Here is a 20561-nt window from a genome sequence, read left to right as displayed (position 1 = left end):
CGGGCAGGCGAGTATACATAAATTGAAGTTTATTTTCAGGTCTAATTAAAAATCCTTGGATTTCTTTTGAGTTATCGGGGGTAACCCCGGGTATTTGTCGCCAAAATTGCAGAAAAGACGTGCCGAGGTCACGAAATTCAGGTTTAAAAATTTTTAGCGTGTGAAGGAAATTTGTCAGGTAGTAAAACTACGACCTTGGTCTGAATATGCTTGTTGATAGGTGGTAAAAACGTCATTATTGCGTAACTAACCTAAAATAACTTTGTGATGCCGCAGAATTGGCCAGGGTTTTAATCGGTTTTCTGGCTTTGTGTAGTAAAAATACAACTCGATTCGCGGTAACGGCGAATCACCTGTCAGATAGCAGCGCCTTCGGTTTGGTCAAAAGCCTCTGGTTGCGAAGGTCTGCGGACAGGAAAACTGTGAATGCTGTTCTATGCTTGGTGGAGGTTCTGTGTACTTTGCGGCAGGGCTACTACCGGGCTGACATACCGATAACAACACACTGCATCCCACTGCAGTTTATCGACACCGCAACGTGACTGGCTGCTGATCGTGGCCCGCGATGCACTCTTTGATGCCAAGGGGAGGGTTTGATGTACCAGGACGATGATCCCATTGAAACCAGTGAATGGCTTGATGCGCTGGAATCTCTGATCGAGAACGAGGGCGTAGAGCGCGCCAAATACATTCTGGAGCGGCTCTCCGAGCGCGCCAGCCGCGATGGCACAGAGCTGCCATACTCCATTACCACGCCATTCCGGAATACCATTCCTGTTACCAACGAAGCCCGTATGCCTGGCGACCTGTTCATGGAGCGCCGTATTCGTTCTCTGATCCGATGGAACGCCATGGCGATGGTGGTCCGGGCCAACAAGCGCCCCGGTGACCTGGGTGGCCACATTTCCACGTTCTCTTCTGCGGCCACGCTCTACGATGTCGGCTTTAACTATTTCTTCCACGGCGGCGATGACAAGCGTGAGTCTGATCTGGTCTATTTTCAGGGCCATGCGTCGCCAGGCATTTACGCCCGTTCCTTCCTGGAAGGGCGTTTTGATGAGAAGCAGCTGGATAAGTACCGGGAAGAAGTCGATGGCGAGGGCCTGTCCTCCTATCCCCATCCCTGGTTGATGCCGGACTACTGGCAGTTCCCGACGGTATCCATGGGACTCGGGCCGATTCAGGCCATTTACCAGGCCCATGTGATGAAGTATCTGGACAGCCGTGAGCTGATCGAAATGGATAACCGCAAGGTGTGGTGCTTTGTAGGGGATGGCGAGTGTGACGAGCCGGAAACCCTGGGCTCTATCTCCAAGGCAGGACGTGAAAATCTGGACAACCTGATTTTCGTGGTCAACTGTAACCTCCAGCGCCTGGACGGGCCGGTTCGCGGTAACGGTAAGATTGTTCAGGAACTGGAAGGTGTCTTCCGTGGCGCCGGCTGGAACGTCATCAAGGTGGTCTGGGGCCGGATGTGGGACCCGCTGTTCGAGAAAGACGAAGACGGCGTCATGCAGCGCACCATGGATGAGATCTGTGATGGCGAGTTGCAGAACCTGACCTTCAAGGGGCCGGCCTACACCCGCAAGGAATTCTTTGGCAAATACCCCGAGCTTGCCAAGCTGGCCGAGAACCTGTCCGATGAGGATATCAGCAAACTGAACCGCGGTGGCCACGATCCTTACAAGGTTTATGCGGCTTATCACAAGGCGGTCAATCAGGCGAACGGCAAGCCGACTGTAATTCTGGCTCACACCATCAAGGGTTACGGTTTTGGGGCTGCAGGGGAAGCGCAGAATACCGCGCACTCCCTGAAGAAGCTGGACATCGATACCCTCAAAGCTTTCCGTGACCGTTTTGGTGTTCCGCTCAAGGATGATGAACTGGAAGAGGTACCGTACTACCGGCCGGCACCGGACAGCCCGGAACTGGTGTACATGAAGAAGCGTCGTCAGGACCTGGGTGGCTTTTATCCGAAGCGAAACCAGGACTGCCAGCCACTGCAGATTCCGGAACTGGATATCTTCAAGCAGGTACTGGAGGGCTCGGACGGTCGTGAGATTTCCAGCACCATGGCATTTGTGCGAATCCTGAGTGCGCTGGTGAAGGACAAGCGTATCGGCAAGCGCGTTGTTCCAATCGTGCCGGACGAAGCCCGTACCTTCGGCATGGAAGGCATGTTCCGTCAGCTCGGTATTTACACATCGGAAGGCCAGAAATATGTGCCTCAGGATCGTGAACAGATCATGTATTACCGGGAGGACAAAAAGGGTCAGATCCTGCAGGAGGGCATCAACGAAGACGGCGCCATGGCGACCTGGATGGCTGCTGCGACTTCATACAGCACCAACCAGTTCCCGCTGATCCCGTTCTACGTGTTCTATTCGATGTTCGGTTTCCAGCGCATCGGTGATCTGGCCTGGGCTTCCGGTGATATGCAGGCCCGTGGCTTCCTGGTTGGTGGCACAGCGGGCCGCACAACGCTGAACGGTGAAGGTCTTCAGCATCAGGATGGCCACAGTCATGTGCTGGCCAATACCATCCCGAACTGCAAATCGTACGATCCGGCATACGGGTATGAGATGGCCGTGGTCATTCGCCACGGTATGAAAGAGATGTTCGAGGAGAACAAGAACGTCTTTTACTACCTCACCATTGAAAACGAAAACTACGCTCAGCCGGCGATGCCGAAAGATTGTGAAGACGGCATCATCAAAGGGATGTACAAGTTCTCCTCGGTGGAAACCAAGGGCCGCAAGAAATCGCCACGAGTCCAGTTGCTGGGCTCCGGGGCGATCATGAACGAAGTGCTCGCCGCTGCGGATCTGCTGAAAGAGGACTGGAGTGTCGCGTCGGATGTCTGGAGTGTCACCAGCTTCAACGAACTGGCCCGAGACGGTCAGCATGTGGAGCGTTGGAATCATTTGCACCCGGATGACAAGCCACGGAAAGCGTACGTGACCCAGATGCTGGAAGAGCAGCAGGGCCCCGTGGTGTCTTCCACGGATTACATCAAACTGCACTCCGAGCAGTTGCGAGCCTTTATTCCCAAGACCTTCATGACGCTGGGTACCGATGGCTTCGGGCGTAGTGATACTCGCGAGAAGCTGCGTAGTTTCTTCGAAGTGGATCGTTACTACGTTGCTGTGACGGCCCTGGCTGCTCTGGCAAAAGACGGCGAGATCAAGCAGGACCAGGTTCTCGAGGCCATGCGCAAGTATGGAATCGATCGCAACAAAACGAACCCGGTGCAGAGCTAAGGAGACCGCCATGAGTGAACAGGAAATCAAGGTTCCCGATCTCGGCGGTGCAGACGAGGTCGAGGTTATCGAGATCATTGTCAGTGAGGGGGATTCGGTCGCCGAAGAGGATCCCATTCTGACGGTCGAGTCTGACAAGGCCTCTGTCGAGTTGCCGGCCCCTGCCGCTGGCAAGATTGCCAAAATCACCGTCAAGGTGGGTGATAAGGTGCGTGAGGGGGATGTTGTGGGAGTGATGGCGGCCGACGGCGATGCCGGCTCTGCCGAGCAGTCCGCTCCAGCGGAAGAGTCCGAGGAGAAAGTCGAGGCAGCACCCGAAGAACCGAAGCCTGCGCCGAAGAAATCTGGAGGCAGTCGCAAGGAAACCATTAAGGTACCCTCCCTGGATGGGATGGAGAACGTGCCTGTTATCGAGGTCAACGTCTCTGAAGGCGATACCATTGAGGCTGAATCGGCGCTGGTTACCGTTGAGTCCGACAAGGCCACCATGGAAGTGCCCTCGCCATACGCAGGCAAGGTCGGGAAGATCCTGGTAAAAGAAGGCGACAAGGTTTCTGAGGGCGATGAGCTGGTTGAGCTCACCATTGAAGAAGAAGGTGGTGAAAAGTCTCCCGCGGCAGAGCCCGAGAAGCCAGCCGCGTCGGAACAGCCGGCGCAGCCATCCGCGAAACCGGAAGCGGCGCCGCAACCTCAGGGCTCGACGTACGAGCCACCGGCACCGGGCACCAAAGTGCATGCCGGCCCGGCCGTTCGGAAGCTGGCGCGTGAGCTGGGTGCTGATCTGACTCGTGTTAAAGGCAGCGGTCCCAAGGGGCGTATTGTCAAAGACGATGTCCAGGCCTATGTGAAGAGCCAGCTTCAGCAGAGTCAGCAAGGTGGTAGTGTCGGCACGGGATCCGGAATTCCCGGCGTAAAGCTGCCGGACTTCAGTCAGTTTGGTGACATCGAGAAGGAATCCATGTCACGCATGATGGCGGCGACGGCCACCAACATGCAGCGTAGCTGGCTGAACGTGCCCCACGTAACCCAGTTCGAGGATGCGGACATCACCGACATGGAGGACTTCCGCAAGTCGCAGAAGGCGGCCGGCGAGAAGCGTGGTGTGAAGATGACGCCACTGCCGTTCCTGCTGAAGGCGTGTGCCAACGCGCTGGCGGAACTGCCTCAGTTCAATGTCTCAATCGACATGGAAAAGAAAGAGGTGATTCGCAAGAAGTACATCCACATCGGCATTGCGGTGGACACGCCTCACGGGCTGATGGTTCCGGTAATTCGGGATGTGGACAAGAAGGGGCTCTGGGAGCTGGCAGCCGAGAGTGCCGAGCTGGCGAAGAAGGCCCGGGACAAGCAGCTGAAGCCGGCCGAGATGCAGGGCGCGTGTTTCACCATTACCAGCCTGGGTGGCATCGGAGGTACGGCGTTCACGCCGATCGTGAATACGCCGGAGGTGGCGATTCTTGGTGTTTCCAAGGCGGCGATGAAGCCGGTTTGGGATGGCAAGGAATTCCAACCTCGGCTGATGTTGCCGTTGTCGCTGTCGTACGATCACCGTGCGGTGAACGGGGCGGATGCGGCCCGGTTTACGTCGGCGCTTGCTCAGAGTCTGGGGGACATTCGAACCCTGTTGCTTTAATTTGGCTCTATAACGCCCTCCCGGCCTTCGGGTTGGGAGTGGCGACAAAGGCCGGCAAACCTCGCCAGAACACGCAAAGACCACGTCCATGTGGGCTTGTTTCGGGCCATCCTTGGCCCTCAACAGTTCTGGCGAGGTTTGCCGGCCTTTGTCGTTCTGACTCCTCGTTTACGATCTCCTGGCGCGTTACCTCATCTGCGCGTCTCCAAAGCCAATGATCATGGCAGGTTGGCTATTCAATATGGTTGCTCACGAATAACAGAACAATCATTGAGGCCACCCATGAACCCCGCCCAGACTCTTGCCCAACCGCTCAAGCTACCCAATGGCTCGGAGCTCCCCAACCGTTTTGCCAAGTCCGCCATGAGCGAGACGCTGGGGACCATTGATAATCGAGTAACGGAAGATCTGGTGACGCTCTACCGAACCTGGGCCAACGGCGGAACGGGGCTGTCGATTACCGGTAACGTGATGATTGATCGCAGGCATATTGGTGAGCCCCAGAATGTGGTGCTGGAAGACGATCGTGACATGGAGCTTCTGAAAGCCTGGGCTGCCTCGGGGAAGGTCGAAGGTGGTCAGATCTGGATGCAGTTGAATCATCCGGGCAAGCAGAGTCCGAAGATGCTGAACAGGGATCCGGTATCTCCCAGTGCGGTGCCGTTCCGGAAGGAGCTCCGGGGAATGTTTGCGACTCCTCGCGCGCTTTCCGGGCCGGAGGTTGAGGACATCGTAGCGCGCTTCGCCCGCAGTGCAGAATTGGCGGAGAAAGCTGGCTTTGACGGCGTGCAGATTCATGGGGCGCATGGGTATCTGGTGAGTCAGTTTCTGTCGCCCCATCACAACCAGCGTACCGATGAGTGGGGTGGCACCCCGGAAAAACGGATGCGATTTGTACTGGAGATCTATCGGGCGATACGGGCAGCCACCAGCGACGGCTTCAACGTGGGCATCAAGCTGAACTCCGCTGATTTTCAGCGGGGCGGGTTCACGGAGGAGGAGTCCTTGTCCGTTATTGAGGTGCTGTCAGCCGAGGGTATCGACCTGGTAGAAATATCCGGGGGCAATTATGAAAATCCGGCGATGGCAAAGGGTGACGGCCAGGTTAAAGCCAGCACGCGAGCCCGGGAGGCGTATTTCCTGGAGTTTGCGGAGAAGGTTCGTGCACGGGTATCGGTTCCGTTGATGGTGACCGGCGGTTTCCGCACCAGTGAGGGTATGGCGGAAGCAATCGAGTCGGGCGCGACGGATCTGGTGGGGCTTGCGCGGCCATTGGCTGTTGAGCCGGACTTGCCCAAGAGAGTTCTGGCCGGGGAGTCGATCACCAGTGCCGTTCGCCCGATTCGAACTGGCATCCGCTTAGTGGATAACATGGCCTTGATGGAAGTTAGCTGGTACACGCGGCAGCTAGGCCGCATGGGAAAGGGCAAGGCCCCCCGCAAGCACGATCGAGGCCTGCTGTCGCTGATGGAGGTACTGGGGGTGATGACGACCCGCGGAGTCAGGACGCGCCTGCGAGCCGGGGAGTAAGAGGCTCTTCCAGCATGGTGAGCGCTTTTTCGAGCTTATGCTTCGGTTGAATGGGTCGGTGTGGTGCCGCGCGCACGGCTTTGGGTCAAAGGCGGCTACGAAAAAACCCCGGCATCCTGCCGGGGTTTTCCCTGAGTTAACGCTTTTACTTCTAAGGAAGATTAGAAGTTGTACTGCGCTGCAAACAGCAGGCGGCTTGCGTCGCCGTCCACACCGCTGACGTTTTCACGGCTGAGGAATTGGTATTCCACGCCCATCATTACGTTCTTGACTGGCGTCCACTTGTAGTTGGCCATAACAGCGGAGTTGGTTTCACTCTGGTCCTGAACGGCAACGCCGTCTGCTTCAGCATCGTCCCAATCTACTGTAACGAGCCCGTATCCAATGTTAACGCTGCGGCCGCCACCCATGTTGATGCCGGCGCCGATGCTGCCGCCATAGCCGGAGATGGTCTCTACGCTGCCAGTCGCCAGATCAACATAGGCGCTCGCAGCACCGAAGTTCTCACCGGAACGGTACAGGTAGCTGTTGGCACCGTCGGTGTAGGACAGGCTGCCCTGAACGGTGATCATGTCGGTGATCGCCATCTTGGCCGCAACAAAGGTTGCGAAACCGAACGCGCTGTCGTCATCGGTGCCATCGTCGTAGGCAATCTGATGCGCCAGAACGGCAGCAGAGTAGGACAGGGCGTCAGCGGAATCTTCAAGACGTGCGGTCAGCGTCGGCATGCCGTTCTTGCTGATGTCGTTGGCAGCAGTGGTAACGAAGCTGTAGCGCGGATCTTCCAGGGACAGAGACAGCGGGCCGGACGTGTAGCGGACCTGCGGTGTCCGGCTCTGGTAACCAGCTACGCCTGGAAGAGAGTCAAAGTCCAGCGTGGATGTGTTGCCGACAAAGCTGGTGAAGTTGGACCAGGTCTGGCCGGCCAGGATGTTCTGGTAGGAACCGTAGGCATGACGTAGACGGAAACTGCCGCCACCACTACCGCGGAAATCGCCCTCGATGTTGACCATCACACCTTCAGGGCTGGTGGCTTTAACGCCCAAGCGGCTCTGGAACGCGTCTGCGCCAAAGTGGCCTTCAGCTGCACCGCTGTTTGTGGCCAGGCCAGAGTAAGAGCCGGAACGGGTGCTGAGAGCCTGGTTGCTGTCTACGTCGTAACTTGCGTTGAAGCGAGCATAACCGTACACGGCCATGTCGTAGTCGCCGGCAGTAAAGCTGACAGCACCAGCCTGGCCAGCTACACCAAACATAGCCGCTGCTGCCGTCGCTCGAATTGCCATTCTCAGTTTATTGTTGCTTTGCATCGTTGTTGTCTCCACACGTTTATTGTTGTTGGACCCACAAACAAAGTAGTTACGAAAGTGTGACAATTCAAATAAATTCGTACAGAGATTAGACGAATGTCTATAACAGGTTTTCGTTTTTATACAGACATCTGCGGTTGCTTTCGTTTCGTAATGATGAGTCATGACCTCCCAAAGTACATATCTGACTGATGCCACTTTCGCGTTCCTCGATGTAGAGACCACGGGCGGCAATTCGACCCGCGATCGTATAACCGAGATCGCTTTGCGTCTCTGGCGTAATGGCAACGTTGTCAGTGAGTGGCAAACGCTGGTAAACCCGGAGACCCGGATCCCGACCTTTATTCAGAGCTTTACCGGTATCACCGATGGGATGGTCGAGACGGCTCCCCGGTTTGGCGAGATTGCGGATGTGTTGGAGGAAAAGCTCAAGGGTTCGGTGTTTGTCGCTCACAATGCCCGTTTTGACTATGGCTTCGTCAAGGCTGAGTTCCGCAGGATAGGGCGGCCGTTTTCCGCTCGGGTTCTGTGCACCGTCAAAATGTCTCGCAGACTCTACCCCGGGTTCCGCCGCCACAACATGGACGCGTTGATTGAGCGTCATGGCTTGCCGCCTGTTGAAAGGCACCGGGCAATGGGAGACGTGGCCGCGATGCAGGCTTTCTTTCAGCATGCCTTGGCTGAACGAGGCAGGCACGTGCTTGAACAGGCGATCCGGGATTTACTGCAACGCCCGAGCGTGCCATCACATCTTGCGCCGGAGGTGCTCGAAGGGCTTCCATCCTGCCCTGGTGTCTATCGCTTCTATGGTGATAACGACGTTCTGCTATATGTAGGTAAAAGCATCAATATTGCCCAGCGCGTTGCTTCCCATTTCTCGGGGGACCATGCCAGCAGTCGCGGTGTAAGGATGTCGGAAGCTCTGCGGAGGGTTGAGTGGACAGAGACTGCAGGAGAGCTCGGCGCATTGCTGTTGGAGTTGAAGCAGATCAAAACTCTGAAGCCCATGTTCAACCGGCGTTCACGTGCCGCCAAAAACCTCGTCACCCTGGAACTTCGGGAAAACGAGGCTGGTTACCTGCAGGCGAGAATGGTTCGGGAGATCGAAGCCCATCGACTGGGGGATTATTTCGGGCTTTTCCGCAGCAAGCGGGATGCGGAGAGAGCCTTGAGCGGGATAGCGGCAACAAACGATCTCTGTAACCGCCTGTTGGGGCTTGAGCCGGAGCAGCCGGGACCGTGTTTCCAGCGCTCCCTGGGGCGTTGCCGGGGGGCGTGCGAGGCGCTTGAGGACGTGACACGTTACAACCTCCGTACCCAGATTGCGTTCCACGGGTTACGGCTGAAAACCTGGCCCTGGTCAGGCCCTGTGGGTGTGGTGGAGCACGATGCTGAGCGTGATCGCACAGACATTCTCGTGGTTTACAACTGGGTTCATGTTGCGACAGTCAATGATGAGCGCGAGCTGGACGGGATGTCGTTCCGCGGTCAATCGGTGAGCTTTGATCTCGATTCCTACAAGCTCCTTGTCAGTGCACTGCTGGGCAAAACCTCACAATCGTTCCGGGTGATTGAATTGCCCGCGGCCAGACAGCCGGATGTTCTTATGCCTTGAGTGGCGTATATTATGGGGAGGTGTCCGCGAAGGTACTTACTTGTTCTTCGCTGTCACTGAACTATTTTTACTGGTTTAGCCGCTTTCCCCGAGAGAGATTTATGAACAGAGAACCCGTCAGTCGCGAACTCTTCGATGAAGTCATGGTCCCCAATTATGCTCCCGGTTCTATCGTGCCGGTTCGAGGGGAGGGCTCGCGAATCTGGGATCAGGAAGGCCGTGAGTTTGTGGATTTGCAGGGTGGTATTGCCGTGACCTGTCTGGGCCACTCCCACCCGGGCTTGCTGGGGGCGCTTCAGGAACAGTCTGAGAAAATCTGGCATCTCTCCAATGTCATGACCAACGAGCCCGCATTGCGCCTTGCCAAGACGTTATGCGACCTCACCTTTGCCGAGCGTGTGTTCTTTGCCAACTCCGGCGGTGAGGCCAACGAGGCCGCGTTCAAGCTGGCCCGTCGCTATGCGTGGGAGCACTTCGGCCCGGAAAAGAATGAAATCATCTCTTTCCGCAACTCCTTCCATGGTCGGACCTTGTTTACGGTCAGCGTCGGTGGGCAACCGAAATACCTGGAGGGATTCGAGCCTGCGCCGGGTGGTATTCATCATGCAGAATTCAATGATCTGGAATCCGTCAGAAAACTGATTTCGAAGGAAAAGACCTGCGCAATTGTGGTCGAGCCAGTTCAGGGTGAAGGCGGCGTGTTGCCGGCGGATCCGGAATTTCTTCAGGGGCTCCGTAAGCTTTGCGATGAGAATGATGCATTGCTGGTATTTGATGAAGTCCAGACGGGTGTCGGCCGTACAGGGTTCCTGTACGCATATCAGATGTATGACGTGGTGCCGGATATTCTTTCCAGTGCCAAAGGGCTGGGCGGAGGCTTCCCGGTCGCCGCCATGCTGACGACGGCAAAAGTAGGAGCGAGTCTTGGGGTAGGAACCCATGGCAGCACCTACGGTGGCAATGCCCTGGCTTGTGCGGTTGCCCAGAAGGTGATCGATACGGTCAGCCAGCCAGATATTCTTAAAGGGGTTAAGGCCCGTTCGGAGCGCCTGCGCAAAGCGATGACAGACATCGGTGAGCGTTATGGTGTTTTCAGCGAAGTGCGCGGCGCCGGGTTACTGCTCGGATGCGTACTGACAGAGCAGTGGCAGGGCAAAGCCAAGGACTTCCTGAACGCAGGACTCGACGAGGGCGTGATGGTGCTGGTAGCGGGGGCCAATGTGGTTCGCCTGGCGCCGTCTCTGATTATCCCGGAAACTGATATTGATGACGCACTCGAGCGGTTTGAAGCGGCGGTGAAAAAACTGGCGGCCTAAGGAGTCTTTATGTGGCTGGTGCGTCCGGCAGAGCTGGATGATCTGGACCAGATTCTCGAAATCGCGGGCACCCAGTGTGCCCGCCTCTCCTCAACCTTGCCTAAACAACCCGAGGCTCTGTCCCGGAAAATTGAGCATTCCCTGCTCTCGTTTGACGGTAAGGCCCCTGACGATCGGCCTGCCCGGTTCCTGTTTGTTTTGCAGAATGCCGAAACCGGTGCCATCGACGGCACGGCGGCCATTGATGCCCGTGCTGGCAATGGTCAGCCCTTTTACAACTATCGACGTGATGCACTTATCCATGCCTCCCATGAACTTGGGATTTCCCGCAGAGTCGAGGTTCTTTATCCTTCACATGGACTGACCGATCATACGCTTCTGTGTTCGTTCTCCATTCGTCCCGAGCTCAGGGGGACGAACGCCTTCGAGCTGCTGTCCCGGTCACGGATGCTGTTTATTGCCGAGCACCGACAGTGGTTCAACAGTCGGGTGGTTGTTGAAATTCAGGGGGTGCAGACAGACAGCGGCAATGTGCCATTCTGGGACAGTCTGGGTCGGCATTTTTTCAACATGGATTTCGATACGGCCGATCAGTATTCAGGTGTGCTCAGCAAGACCTTTATCGCCGAGTTGATGCCGCCCAATCCCATTTATGTGACCTTGCTCTCCAAGGCGGCCCAGACGGCCTTGGGGCAGGCTCATGAGTTGACAGTGCCTAATCTGGAGTTGCTGAAACGCGAGGGTTTCCAGGCCGGTTGTCACCTGGATATTTTCGATGCGGGGCCTGTCCTGGAAGCTCGCACGGATAGCCTTCACACGGTCGTGACCAGTCGTCGCAAAACCCTGCACGCTTCCCATGACGAGCGTGGTGATACCTGTCTGATCGCTGCAGGAAATGGCTCGGATTTCCGGTGCACACTGACTACCGTATATGAGTCGCTGGATGATCAGGTTAAGGTGCCGGTCAAAACCTGGAAGGCGCTGGGAAAAACTGCGGGAGATCCGGTGAGGATTGCACCGTTATGACCGCTGTCGTAATTCAGGAGGCGAAAGCATGCTGGTAATTCGTCCGCTGCAAAACGGTGACCTCGATGACCTTTACGCCATGGCGCAGAATGCCGGAAAAGGGCTGACAACCCTGCCAGCTGACCGGGAGTTGCTGCAGCGGAAAATCGATCTGGCACAGGAAACGTTCAATCAGCGTTGTGCGCCGGAAGCGGGACTGTATCTATTTGCTCTTGAGGACATTGGCTCCGGGAAGACCGTGGGGATCAGCGGTATCCAGGCCCGTGTAGGGCTGGATGAGGTGTTCTATAACTATCGCCTGAGCGTGACCGTTAACGCATCCCGGGAGCTGGGTGTGCACGTGCGCACGCCAACACTTCATCTCTCCAACGACATGACGGACACCAGTGAAATCTGCTCCCTGTTGTTGTCCGACGACTACAAGGGTGGAGGCAACGGCCTGCTGTTATCCCGCTGCCGGTTTATGTACCTCGATGAGTTCCGAAAGCATTTCTCCGAGAAAGTATTTGCCGAGATGCGGGGTGTCTCGGACAGCAATGGGCAAAGCCCCTTGTGGGATGCTCTGGGCAGCAAGTTCTTTGATATGGAATTCAGCCAGGCGGATGTTCTGTCCGGCCTCGGGAACAAGTCGTTCATTGCCGAGCTGATGCCCAAGTATCCCATCTATTTGCCAATGTTGCCGGAGTCGGCCCGATCGGTGGTTGGCCGGGTACACAACAACACGGCGCCAGCGTTGAAGATGTTGCAGGCTGAGGGGTTCAACTTCAACGGTCTGGTGGACATCTTTGACGGTGGGCCGGTGGTCGAGGCGTTTGTTCACAACATCCGCACGGTGCGTGAATCGGTAAATCGCCACGCCATGGTTACTCGAAAGCCGATTGATCTTGATGTCCCTGTCTCCGAACGGGCCATGATCTCAAACCGGTCGTTCCAGGATTTCCGCGTGACCACCATTCCAATCAGCTGTGTGGATCCGGATACGGTCAAACTTTCTCCGGAGGTGGCTGCGGCCCTGCGTGTTGAATCCGGGGACCCGGTCAGGCTGGCGCCCTTGAAAGATTCCGGCCCATGGCCCAACCACTATCACAGAGAACGAAGTTTCCAGTACCGGGAGGTGCGTTGAAATGACAAACCTGACAGGCGAGCTATTTATTGACGGATTGTGGATCGAAGGCCATGGACAGCCCTTTGAATCGGTACAGCCGGTGACCGGGGATGTCGTGTGGGATGGTGTCGGCGCCAACCTGGAAGACGTTGATGCCGCGGTGCGTGAGGCGAGAAATGCATTCACTGCCTGGCGCCGTAAGAGTTTTGCGGAGCGGCTCGCAGTGGTTGAAGCCTTCAGGGGGCTGCTGGAAGAAAACAAGGAAGCTCTGGCGCATCAAATCGGACTGGAAACCGGCAAACCCCTGTGGGAGTCCCGGACGGAAGTGGCGGCCATGATTGGCAAAATTGCCATTTCGGTGAAAGCCTACAATGAGCGCACGGGGCACTCGGAAAGCGACGTGGCCGGCGGTCATGCGGTGCTGCGCCATCGCCCCCATGGCGTGGTCGCGGTGTTTGGCCCCTATAATTTCCCGGGGCACCTGCCCAATGGGCATATCGTGCCGGCCCTGTTGGCAGGAAACACGGTAGTCTTCAAGCCCAGTGAACTGACGCCGGGTGTGGCGGAAATGACCGTCAAACTCTGGGAGAAGGCCGGCATTCCGGATGGCGTAATCAATCTTGTGCAAGGTGGTTCTGATACCGGCAAGTCCCTGGCCGGGCACGGAATGGTTGATGGGCTGTTCTTTACCGGCAGCTCGACGGTCGGGCACCTGCTGCACAAGCAGTTTGGCGGGCAGCCTGAAAAAATACTGGCGCTGGAAATGGGCGGCAACAACCCGCTGATCGTTCAGGACGTGGCCGATATCGACGGCGCGGTTCATCATGCCCTCCAGTCTGCTTTTCTCTCGGCCGGGCAGCGTTGTACCTGTGCCCGCCGGCTATTGGTGCCGAAAGGCAAGAAGGGTGACGAGTTCCTCGAGCGACTGGTTGCGGTGGCGGCGCGTATTCAGGTCGGTGATTTCGATGCCGAGCCCCAGCCGTTTATGGGGTCGGTAATCTCGGCAGGCGCCGCTGAAAAACTGCTGAATGCGCAGGCATCGATGCTTGAACAAGGCGCCAGGTCATTACTGGAGATGAAACAGGTAAGGGCGGGTACCGGGCTTCTCTCCCCGGGAATCGTTGATGCCACCGGCGTCGATCTGACTGACGATGAGTTTTTCGGTCCGCTGCTCACGGTATACCGCTACAAGAGTTTCGATGACGCGCTGGAGCTGGCAAACGATACCCATTATGGATTGTCAGCGGGCATCCTGAGTGACGACCGCAAGCTGTATGAGCGGCTGGTTGAAGAAGCCCGGGCCGGTATTGTCAACTGGAACCGACCGCTGACCGGCGCCAGCAGTGCGGCGCCATTTGGTGGTGTCGGCGCCAGCGGAAACCATCGCCCCAGTGCCTACTATGCTGCGGATTACTGTGCCTGGCCGATGGCCTCGCTCGAGGCGGATAGAAGTGAGCTCCCGGAGTCCCTGGCGCCCGGCCTGGATTTCAGCAAGTAACCACAGGACCGATGGCTATGAAGCATGCAGTTGAGGCGAATTTTGACGGTTTGGTCGGGCCGACCCATAACTATGCGGGCCTGTCCTGGGGCAATGTGGCATCGAAGTCCAATGTAGACTCGGTCTCCAATCCCAGGGAAGCGGCGCTGCAGGGGCTGGCGAAGATGAAACGGCTGGCCGATCGCGGGTATGTGCAGGGAATACTGCCTCCCCACGAGCGGCCACATTTGCCAACGCTGCGGGCGTTGGGTTTTGATGGCAGTGATGCGCGGGTGCTTGAGCAGGTGGTCAAGGCTAATCCATCGCTATTGGCAGCAGCGTCCTCCGCTTCGGCCATGTGGACGGCCAATGCTGCGACCGTTTCCCCAAGCGCCGACACCGCGGACCATCGGGTGCACTTTACCCCGGCCAATCTGAGCGCCAAGTTTCACCGTTCTATCGAACACCGGGTCACCGGCCGAGCGCTGAAGTCCATTTTCGGGGATGAGGGCTATTTCGCCCACCACCCCGCTTTGCCGTCTGTTGCTCAGTTCGGGGATGAGGGCGCAGCAAATCACACCCGGCTATGCAATGCCTATGGCGCCTCCGGGGTCGAGCTCTTTGTGTACGGGCAGGTGGCGTTCAATGAGCAGGCTGCCGCACCCTCGAAGTACCCGGCGAGACAGACGTTGGAGGCATCCCAGGCTATCGCCCGCCTGCATGGCCTGAGCGATGCGCATTGTGTGTTTGCGCAGCAGAATCCCAAAGCCATTGATGCCGGCGTTTTTCACAACGACGTGATCGCCGTCGGCAATGGAAATGCTCTGTTCTACCATGAGATGGCTTTCCTCGATGAAGAGCAGGTTCTGTCGGATATTCGGGCTCGCCTGACCGGTGCTGAGCTGGAGGCTGTTCGCGTATCCGGTGACGAGGTGCCCATCGAAGATGCCGTGGCCTCCTACCTGTTCAACAGCCAGTTATTGAATACGCCGGACGGCATGATGCTGGCGGTACCAGGGGAGTGTCGCGAGATTGCCTCGGTCAGTCGATACCTGGACGAGCTGATACAGGCTGGCGGGCCGATTACCTCGGTGGAGGTGTTTGACGTAAAGCAATCCATGCGAAACGGTGGTGGCCCGGCGTGCCTGCGCCTCCGGGTGGTACTCAACGATGACGAGCTTGCGGCGATGCACCGGGGGGTGCTGATGGACGATGCGCTGTACGAACGTTTGACTACCTGGGTAGAAGCGCACTACCGGGATCGGCTGTCACAATCTGACCTGGCCGACCCCATGCTGCTGGAAGAAGTGCGCAAGGCACTGGATGAGCTGACCGGTATTCTGGGGTTGGGTTCGATCTACGACTTCCAGCTCTGAGAGGCGATGGACGCAGTAAGCATATCCATTGAATGGCGGATAAGGGCGTCGGCCTGAAAGTTGTCGCCCTGGCTGCTCATGTCATTCCCGAGCTCTGACTGACAAAGCAGGATCACTCCGTGCAGTGCCCCGCGAAGGTATAGCGCTGTCTGCTCCGGATCGTTGATTCTCTCCCGGCTCATGGTGCCGTCCTCAAGACCTTGTCGGATGGCGCCTATCATAAGCCCCATCAATTCCGATTTTGAGCACAGCATTTCTTCCGCCTGGACGGCGTCGGCCTCAACCATGGCGGTAGAAGCCTGTGTCAGCGCCGAAAAATAGTCGGGTTCTTCCTGGTAGAACCGGTAGTAGGCGATGCCCATCGCGGTGATCTGGTCCAGGCCTGTCTCTGCGGTCTTCCTGGCTTCCTCAAAGCGCGCTGTGAGGCACTGTCCGGCCCTGAGCATGATGCCCCGCTGAATGGCCGCTTTGTCCTTGAAATAGACATAGAGCAATGCCCGGCTGAGGCTGGCGGTCCGCGCGATGTCATCCATTGATGTCCGCTCGTAACCCTTTTCTGAAAATACCAGTTCTGCGGCGTCCAGGATGGCGTCGTAGCGAGCCTGTTTTTCCCGCTCCCGGCGCGATTTCAGCGGTTCTGTCATGTTGTTGCCCGTTTGTTCGTTACTGCTGTCGCATCATACCTGAAAGCGAATGAAACCTGATCATTGACAAAATGTCAAAGAATGACATTATGTCGAAAACACAAGTTGGATTACCAACGGACGTGGTAATCCATCATCAACGGAACACGGATGAAAGGATGAATCATGAAGCTACTCCTCAGATCCCCAGTTACTGTCTTGTTAGCGGCTGCATTCGTTTTGCTCGCAGGTTGCCGGGCCGGTGAGGTTGCTTCGGAGACGCCATCGGCGGGTGTCTCGGTCAGGGTGTCCGAGGTTGCCGGTGGCGAGGCCCAGGATATTCCGCTGCGATTCTCGGGCATTGTCCGGGCAAGCCAGAGGGCAACTCTGACTTTTCAGGTCAGCGGAACGCTGAAAGAACGATCCGTAGAGCTTGGCCAGCAGGTGAATGCCGGCGCTGTTCTGGCTCGTGTATACAACCCGGCTCTGGCGCCGGCACGGGACTCCGCCCGTGCCAAACTGGAAGAGCTGACAACCCAGTATGAGCAAGCCAAGCGAGAGTGGGAGCGGTCCAGCAGCCTTCACGAACGCGGGGTGGTGTCCGAGCAGAGCCTGGAGCAGATTGCTGCCCGCCGTGACGGCCTCAAGGCCAGTGTGGCGACGGCAGAGGCAGCCCTGGCAGAGGCGACCCAGCTACTGAAAGAAAGTGTACTCAGGGCTCCCTTCTCGGGGCGGGTTGAGGCGTTGTTGGTGGAGCGGGATGAGTTTGTTGCTGCCGGGCAGCCGGTTGTCCGCCTTTCCTCACCCGATGGAAGGGAAGTCGAGGTTCGTGTTCCGGCCTACCTGCTCGAACATGTAGAGCTACAGCAGGGCTTGCCCGTGTGGCCGGTTCAGGATCGTACCCAGCCGGCACAGACGGGGGTAGTCGTGGAGATCGCCCAGGCCGGCTCCATCCGGGGTGAGCTGCACCCGATTCTTGTTCGTTTGCCGGTCGGCGGCCTGGAGGCTGGACAGCCTGTCGAGGTGGGGATTACGCCGGTACGGGTTGAAGCGACAACCGTACCGTTACTGTCCGTAATCCGCACGGCAGAAGGGACGGGCGTCTATCGCGTCGAGGGCGGTGTTGCCCGACGAGTCCCGGTGAGTGTTGACCGGGTTATTGGCGAGCGGGTGGTTGTCCGTTCGGAATCTCTTACACCGGGTGATCAGGTGGTTTATGCGGGTATGACCAGGCTGACCGACGGTGATGCGGTGGAGGTGCGCTGATGACTCGCCGCCTTCTTAACTGTCAGCGTCTCCTGGGCATGGTCGTAACCATGCTTTGCCTGCTCGGCGTGGCGGCCTACAGCACCATGCCAAGGCAGGAAGATCCCTCGTTTCCCTACCGCGCTGGCCTGATCAGTGTGCAGTACCCTGGTGCCAGCGCCGAGGATGTCGAGCGCCTGGTGCTGCGTCCACTGGCTGACGAATTGCGTCAGGTCGAAGAAGTGGATTTCAGTCAGGGCACGGCGCGAACGGGGGTTGCTCTGGTCAGGCTGAGGCTTAACGATACCATCTACGACACCGCCCCGGCCTGGGATCGGGTGCGCCAGGCCATGGACCGGGCCCGAATGGATTTTCCGGATGAGGTCAGCCAGATGGCTCTGGATGACCGGTTGATCGACATACCGGCGGTGGTGATGGCGGTGTCCGGTTCGCCTTCGGTCACCGAGTTGAGCAAGGTTGCTGAGCGGCTGAAACAGAATCTGGCGGATATCCCGGGTGTCTCAAGAATCGACCTTGAGGGCGATGCTGACGAGCAGATCACACTGGCGCTGGATGACGCCGCGATGTTCCGGCTCGGCATCTCTCCGGCCCGGGTCATGGATACCCTGGCAAGACGAAACCAGACTATTCCGGGTGGCTTCGTGGTGAGCGACGGTCGTCGACTCTCCGTGCTGCCGAATAGCGAATTTGCCAGTATTGATGCCATTCGCGCAACGCCGATCGAGTTACCCGATGGTTCCCAGGTACCGCTGGCTGCCGCTGCTGACGTGTGGCGCGGCCCTGCCGAACCCCGGCAACCGGAAACCTGGTACGACGGCGAGCGGGTGGTTCTGGTGTCGATCATCATGGAGGAGGGCAGCACCGATGCCATCCGGTTCGGTGAGCGTATCCGGGATCGGATCGAGACGATCCGGGCGGAGTTCGAGCCCTACGAGATCCGCGAAATGTTTTTCCAGCCCGACAAGGTCAAGGATCGGCTGGATAACCTGGCCTGGAGCCTGGTCCTTTCGGTTTTGATTATTGTCGCCGTGGTGTTCACCGGCATGGGCATTCGTATGGGCCTACTGGTGGCCTCCATTTTGCCCATGGTGGCCCTGATCAGTATCGGCCTGTATGACCTCGGAGGCGGCGTTCTGCATCAGATCGCCGTGATCGGCATGGTGATTTCTCTGGGTATCCTGATTGATAACGCCATTGTGATCGTCGAGAACATCCAGGGATACCTGGATCAGGGTATGCGTCGTCTTGATGCCCTGCGCCAGTCTGTCAGTGAACTTGCGGGGCCGTTGGGTGCGTCGACGGGCACAACACTGGCGGCATTCGCGCCGTTGTTGCTGTCCAAGGGCGGTGCCGCCGACTTCACGCGCGGCGTGCCGGTGATGATCATGCTGACGTTGTCTGTCAGCTATCTATTGGCAATCTCGGCCGTCCCGCTGCTGGCCGCCCGGTTCCTGAAACCCCGTCGAAACACGGCCCGTGATCGTCTTCTTGGGCTGGCTCAGTATCTGGGAAGCCTGGTTTCACGGTATCCCGGGCGTTTGATTGTCGGAGGGGCTCTGCTTGTGGTCATCAGCGTTGGCATGACGCCGTTCATGGCCCAGCAGTTTTTCCCCAATGCGGACCGTCCGAGAGTCATTGTTGAGCTTTACATGCCGGAAGGGACCGATCAGAGCCGAACGTCCGAAGCGGCTGCCGAGCTTGAACAGATGATCCGGACCCAGCCCAAAGCACTGGAAGTACACCGGTTCGTTGGTTTCACCGGGCCAACCTTCTATTACAACCTGCAGAGGGCACCTCAGGCACCCAACCGGGCACGGCTGGTTGTGCGAACGCCGACGCTGGCGGATACCACGGATATGATGAGCTGGATACGCGCTCACGTGAAAGATGAAATGCCGGAGCTGGACGTGACCGTCGGTATTCTCGGCCAGGGGCCACCGAGGGCGGCTCCGGTCGCCGTTCGGGTATACCACGCCAACGACGAGACTCGGGCCGAAGCGGTGGAGCAGATCTTCGCCATCCTCCGTGGCACCCAGGGTACCGTAGACGTTCGCCATGATCTCGATATCGGCGTGCCGAGCATCGCCATCAATGTAGACGACGCCACGGCAGCCCGGTATGGACTGACCCGTGCCGATGTCGCGCAGAGCCTTTACGGCCAAAGCTTCGGTGTGGTTGCTGAAAAGTACCGCCAGGAAGAAGATCCGATCCCGCTGGTGCTCCGTTCCCGGGAGGGCACCTCCCTGTCGCTCTCCAGACTGTTGTCGGTCAACGTCTATAACGACCGCGGCGATGCCATCCCGTTGTCAGCGGTGGCCAGTGTGAGCACCAGTTGGGAGCCGGCCGCACGATACCTGCGAGACGGTGTGCGGATGAACACAGTGACCGCCAACCTGCTGACCGGCTACAGTTTCAGTCAGGCCCTGGAAGGCCTTTACGCCGGGCTGGAAAAACAACCGCTGCCACCGGGAACCCGAATTGAACTGGGCGGTGATGCCGAAGGCTCGGGCGATGCCAACGGCGCCCTGCTCACAGCCGCCCCGATTGGCGTATTGCTGTTGCTCTTCTTCCTGTTGCTTCAGTTCAACTCCTTCCGCCGGGTCGGCATCATCCTGCTGACCGTGCCGCTGGCAACCGTGGGCATCTTCCCGGGCCTGGTCCTTTCGGACTCGCCGTTCGGGTTTCAGTCCCTATTGGGCGTGATCGCCCTGGTGGGTATTGTGGTCAACAACGCGATTGTCCTGCTGGACGTGATGGACAGGGAACTGGCGAGTGGCGAGGATATCCGTAATGCCGTACGCAAAGCGGTAGAGCAGCGCACTCGGCCCATTCTGCTCACCACGGCAACGACCGTTGCGGGTCTCCTGCCGCTGGCGTTCTCCAGCTCCACCCTCTGGCCGCCCATGGCCTGGGCGATCATCTCCGGCCTGCTGGCTTCCACTGTGCTGACCCTGCTGGTCATCCCGGCGGTTTGTACCCAACTGATCCGGACGCCGGTACCGGAACCGGAAAACGCCCCGGCATAAG

General features: G+C 57.9%; 13 protein-coding genes. 11 read left to right on the top strand and 2 right to left on the bottom strand.

Translation table 11 applies throughout. From position 1 onward, the window contains the following. Positions 1-596 precede the first annotated feature (596 nt). The 3 genes from aceE to D777_RS11650 all read left to right on the top strand — a co-directional run bounded on the left by aceE (position 597) and on the right by D777_RS11650 (position 6423). Positions 597-3260 carry a pyruvate dehydrogenase (acetyl-transferring), homodimeric type gene (gene aceE, locus D777_RS11660; RefSeq protein ID WP_036132332.1) on the top strand — a complete coding sequence of 888 codons (2664 nt, stop codon included), beginning with the start codon at positions 597-599 and terminating at the stop codon, positions 3258-3260. A 10-nt stretch (positions 3261-3270) separates the two neighbouring features. Next, on the top strand, positions 3271-4893 hold the full coding sequence (gene aceF, locus D777_RS11655; RefSeq protein ID WP_036132330.1) for a dihydrolipoyllysine-residue acetyltransferase: 1623 nt from the start codon (positions 3271-3273) through the stop codon (positions 4891-4893). A 282-nt stretch (positions 4894-5175) separates the two neighbouring features. Next, complete coding sequence (locus D777_RS11650) at positions 5176-6423, top strand: NADH:flavin oxidoreductase/NADH oxidase family protein (protein WP_036132328.1); 1248 nt, start codon at positions 5176-5178, stop codon at positions 6421-6423. Positions 6424-6584: 161 nt separating this feature from the next. Here the strand turns inward: D777_RS11650 and D777_RS11645 are convergent, their stop codons facing one another. Then, complete coding sequence (locus tag D777_RS11645) at positions 6585-7730, bottom strand: DcaP family trimeric outer membrane transporter (protein WP_036132326.1); 1146 nt, start codon at positions 7728-7730, stop codon at positions 6585-6587. Positions 7731-7893: 163 nt separating this feature from the next. On the opposite strand from D777_RS11645, the gene D777_RS11640 reads away from it, so the two are divergent. The 6 genes from D777_RS11640 (at position 7894) to astB (ending at position 15645) form a co-directional block, all read left to right on the top strand. Beyond that, on the top strand, positions 7894-9345 hold the full coding sequence (locus D777_RS11640; RefSeq protein WP_036132324.1) for an exonuclease domain-containing protein: 1452 nt from the start codon (positions 7894-7896) through the stop codon (positions 9343-9345). 101 nt (positions 9346-9446) lie between these two features. Beyond that, a complete protein-coding gene (locus D777_RS11635) occupies positions 9447-10661 on the top strand; it encodes an aspartate aminotransferase family protein (protein WP_036132323.1) in 1215 nt (404 codons plus the stop codon). A gap of 9 nt (positions 10662-10670) precedes the next feature. Beyond that, positions 10671-11687, top strand: a complete 1017-nt coding sequence (locus tag D777_RS11630; RefSeq protein WP_036132321.1) for an arginine N-succinyltransferase — start codon at positions 10671-10673, stop codon at positions 11685-11687. Between the two features lie 28 nt (positions 11688-11715). Next, positions 11716-12810 carry an arginine N-succinyltransferase gene (gene astA / locus D777_RS11625; protein WP_051669077.1) on the top strand — a complete coding sequence of 365 codons (1095 nt, stop codon included), beginning with the start codon at positions 11716-11718 and terminating at the stop codon, positions 12808-12810. Between the two features lies 1 nt (position 12811). Further along, positions 12812-14290 carry a succinylglutamate-semialdehyde dehydrogenase gene (gene astD / locus D777_RS11620; RefSeq protein ID WP_036132320.1) on the top strand — a complete coding sequence of 493 codons (1479 nt, stop codon included), beginning with the start codon at positions 12812-12814 and terminating at the stop codon, positions 14288-14290. Between the two features lie 17 nt (positions 14291-14307). Further along, a complete protein-coding gene (gene astB / locus D777_RS11615) occupies positions 14308-15645 on the top strand; it encodes an N-succinylarginine dihydrolase (protein ID WP_036132319.1) in 1338 nt (445 codons plus the stop codon). On the opposite strand, the gene D777_RS11610 is transcribed toward astB, so the two are convergent. Then, a complete protein-coding gene (locus D777_RS11610) occupies positions 15627-16289 on the bottom strand; it encodes a TetR/AcrR family transcriptional regulator (RefSeq protein WP_036132318.1) in 663 nt (220 codons plus the stop codon). The genes astB and D777_RS11610 overlap by 19 nt on opposite strands. Positions 16290-16454: 165 nt before the next feature. Here D777_RS11610 and D777_RS11605 point away from each other — a divergent pair, with 165 nt between their 5' ends. Both D777_RS11605 and D777_RS11600 read left to right on the top strand, forming a co-directional pair. Further along, positions 16455-17534 carry an efflux RND transporter periplasmic adaptor subunit gene (locus D777_RS11605; RefSeq protein WP_036132317.1) on the top strand — a complete coding sequence of 360 codons (1080 nt, stop codon included), beginning with the start codon at positions 16455-16457 and terminating at the stop codon, positions 17532-17534. Then, positions 17534-20560 (top strand): efflux RND transporter permease subunit, encoded by a 3027-nt coding sequence (locus tag D777_RS11600; protein ID WP_036132316.1) that lies wholly within the window; start codon positions 17534-17536, stop codon positions 20558-20560. The genes D777_RS11605 and D777_RS11600 overlap by 1 nt, the downstream gene beginning before the upstream one ends. Position 20561 lies beyond the last annotated feature (1 nt).

This window comes from Marinobacter nitratireducens (assembly GCF_000708045.1).
Classification (GTDB): Bacteria; Pseudomonadota; Gammaproteobacteria; order Pseudomonadales; family Oleiphilaceae; genus Marinobacter; species Marinobacter nitratireducens.
This window is presented reverse-complemented; position numbering and strand designations above follow the sequence as displayed.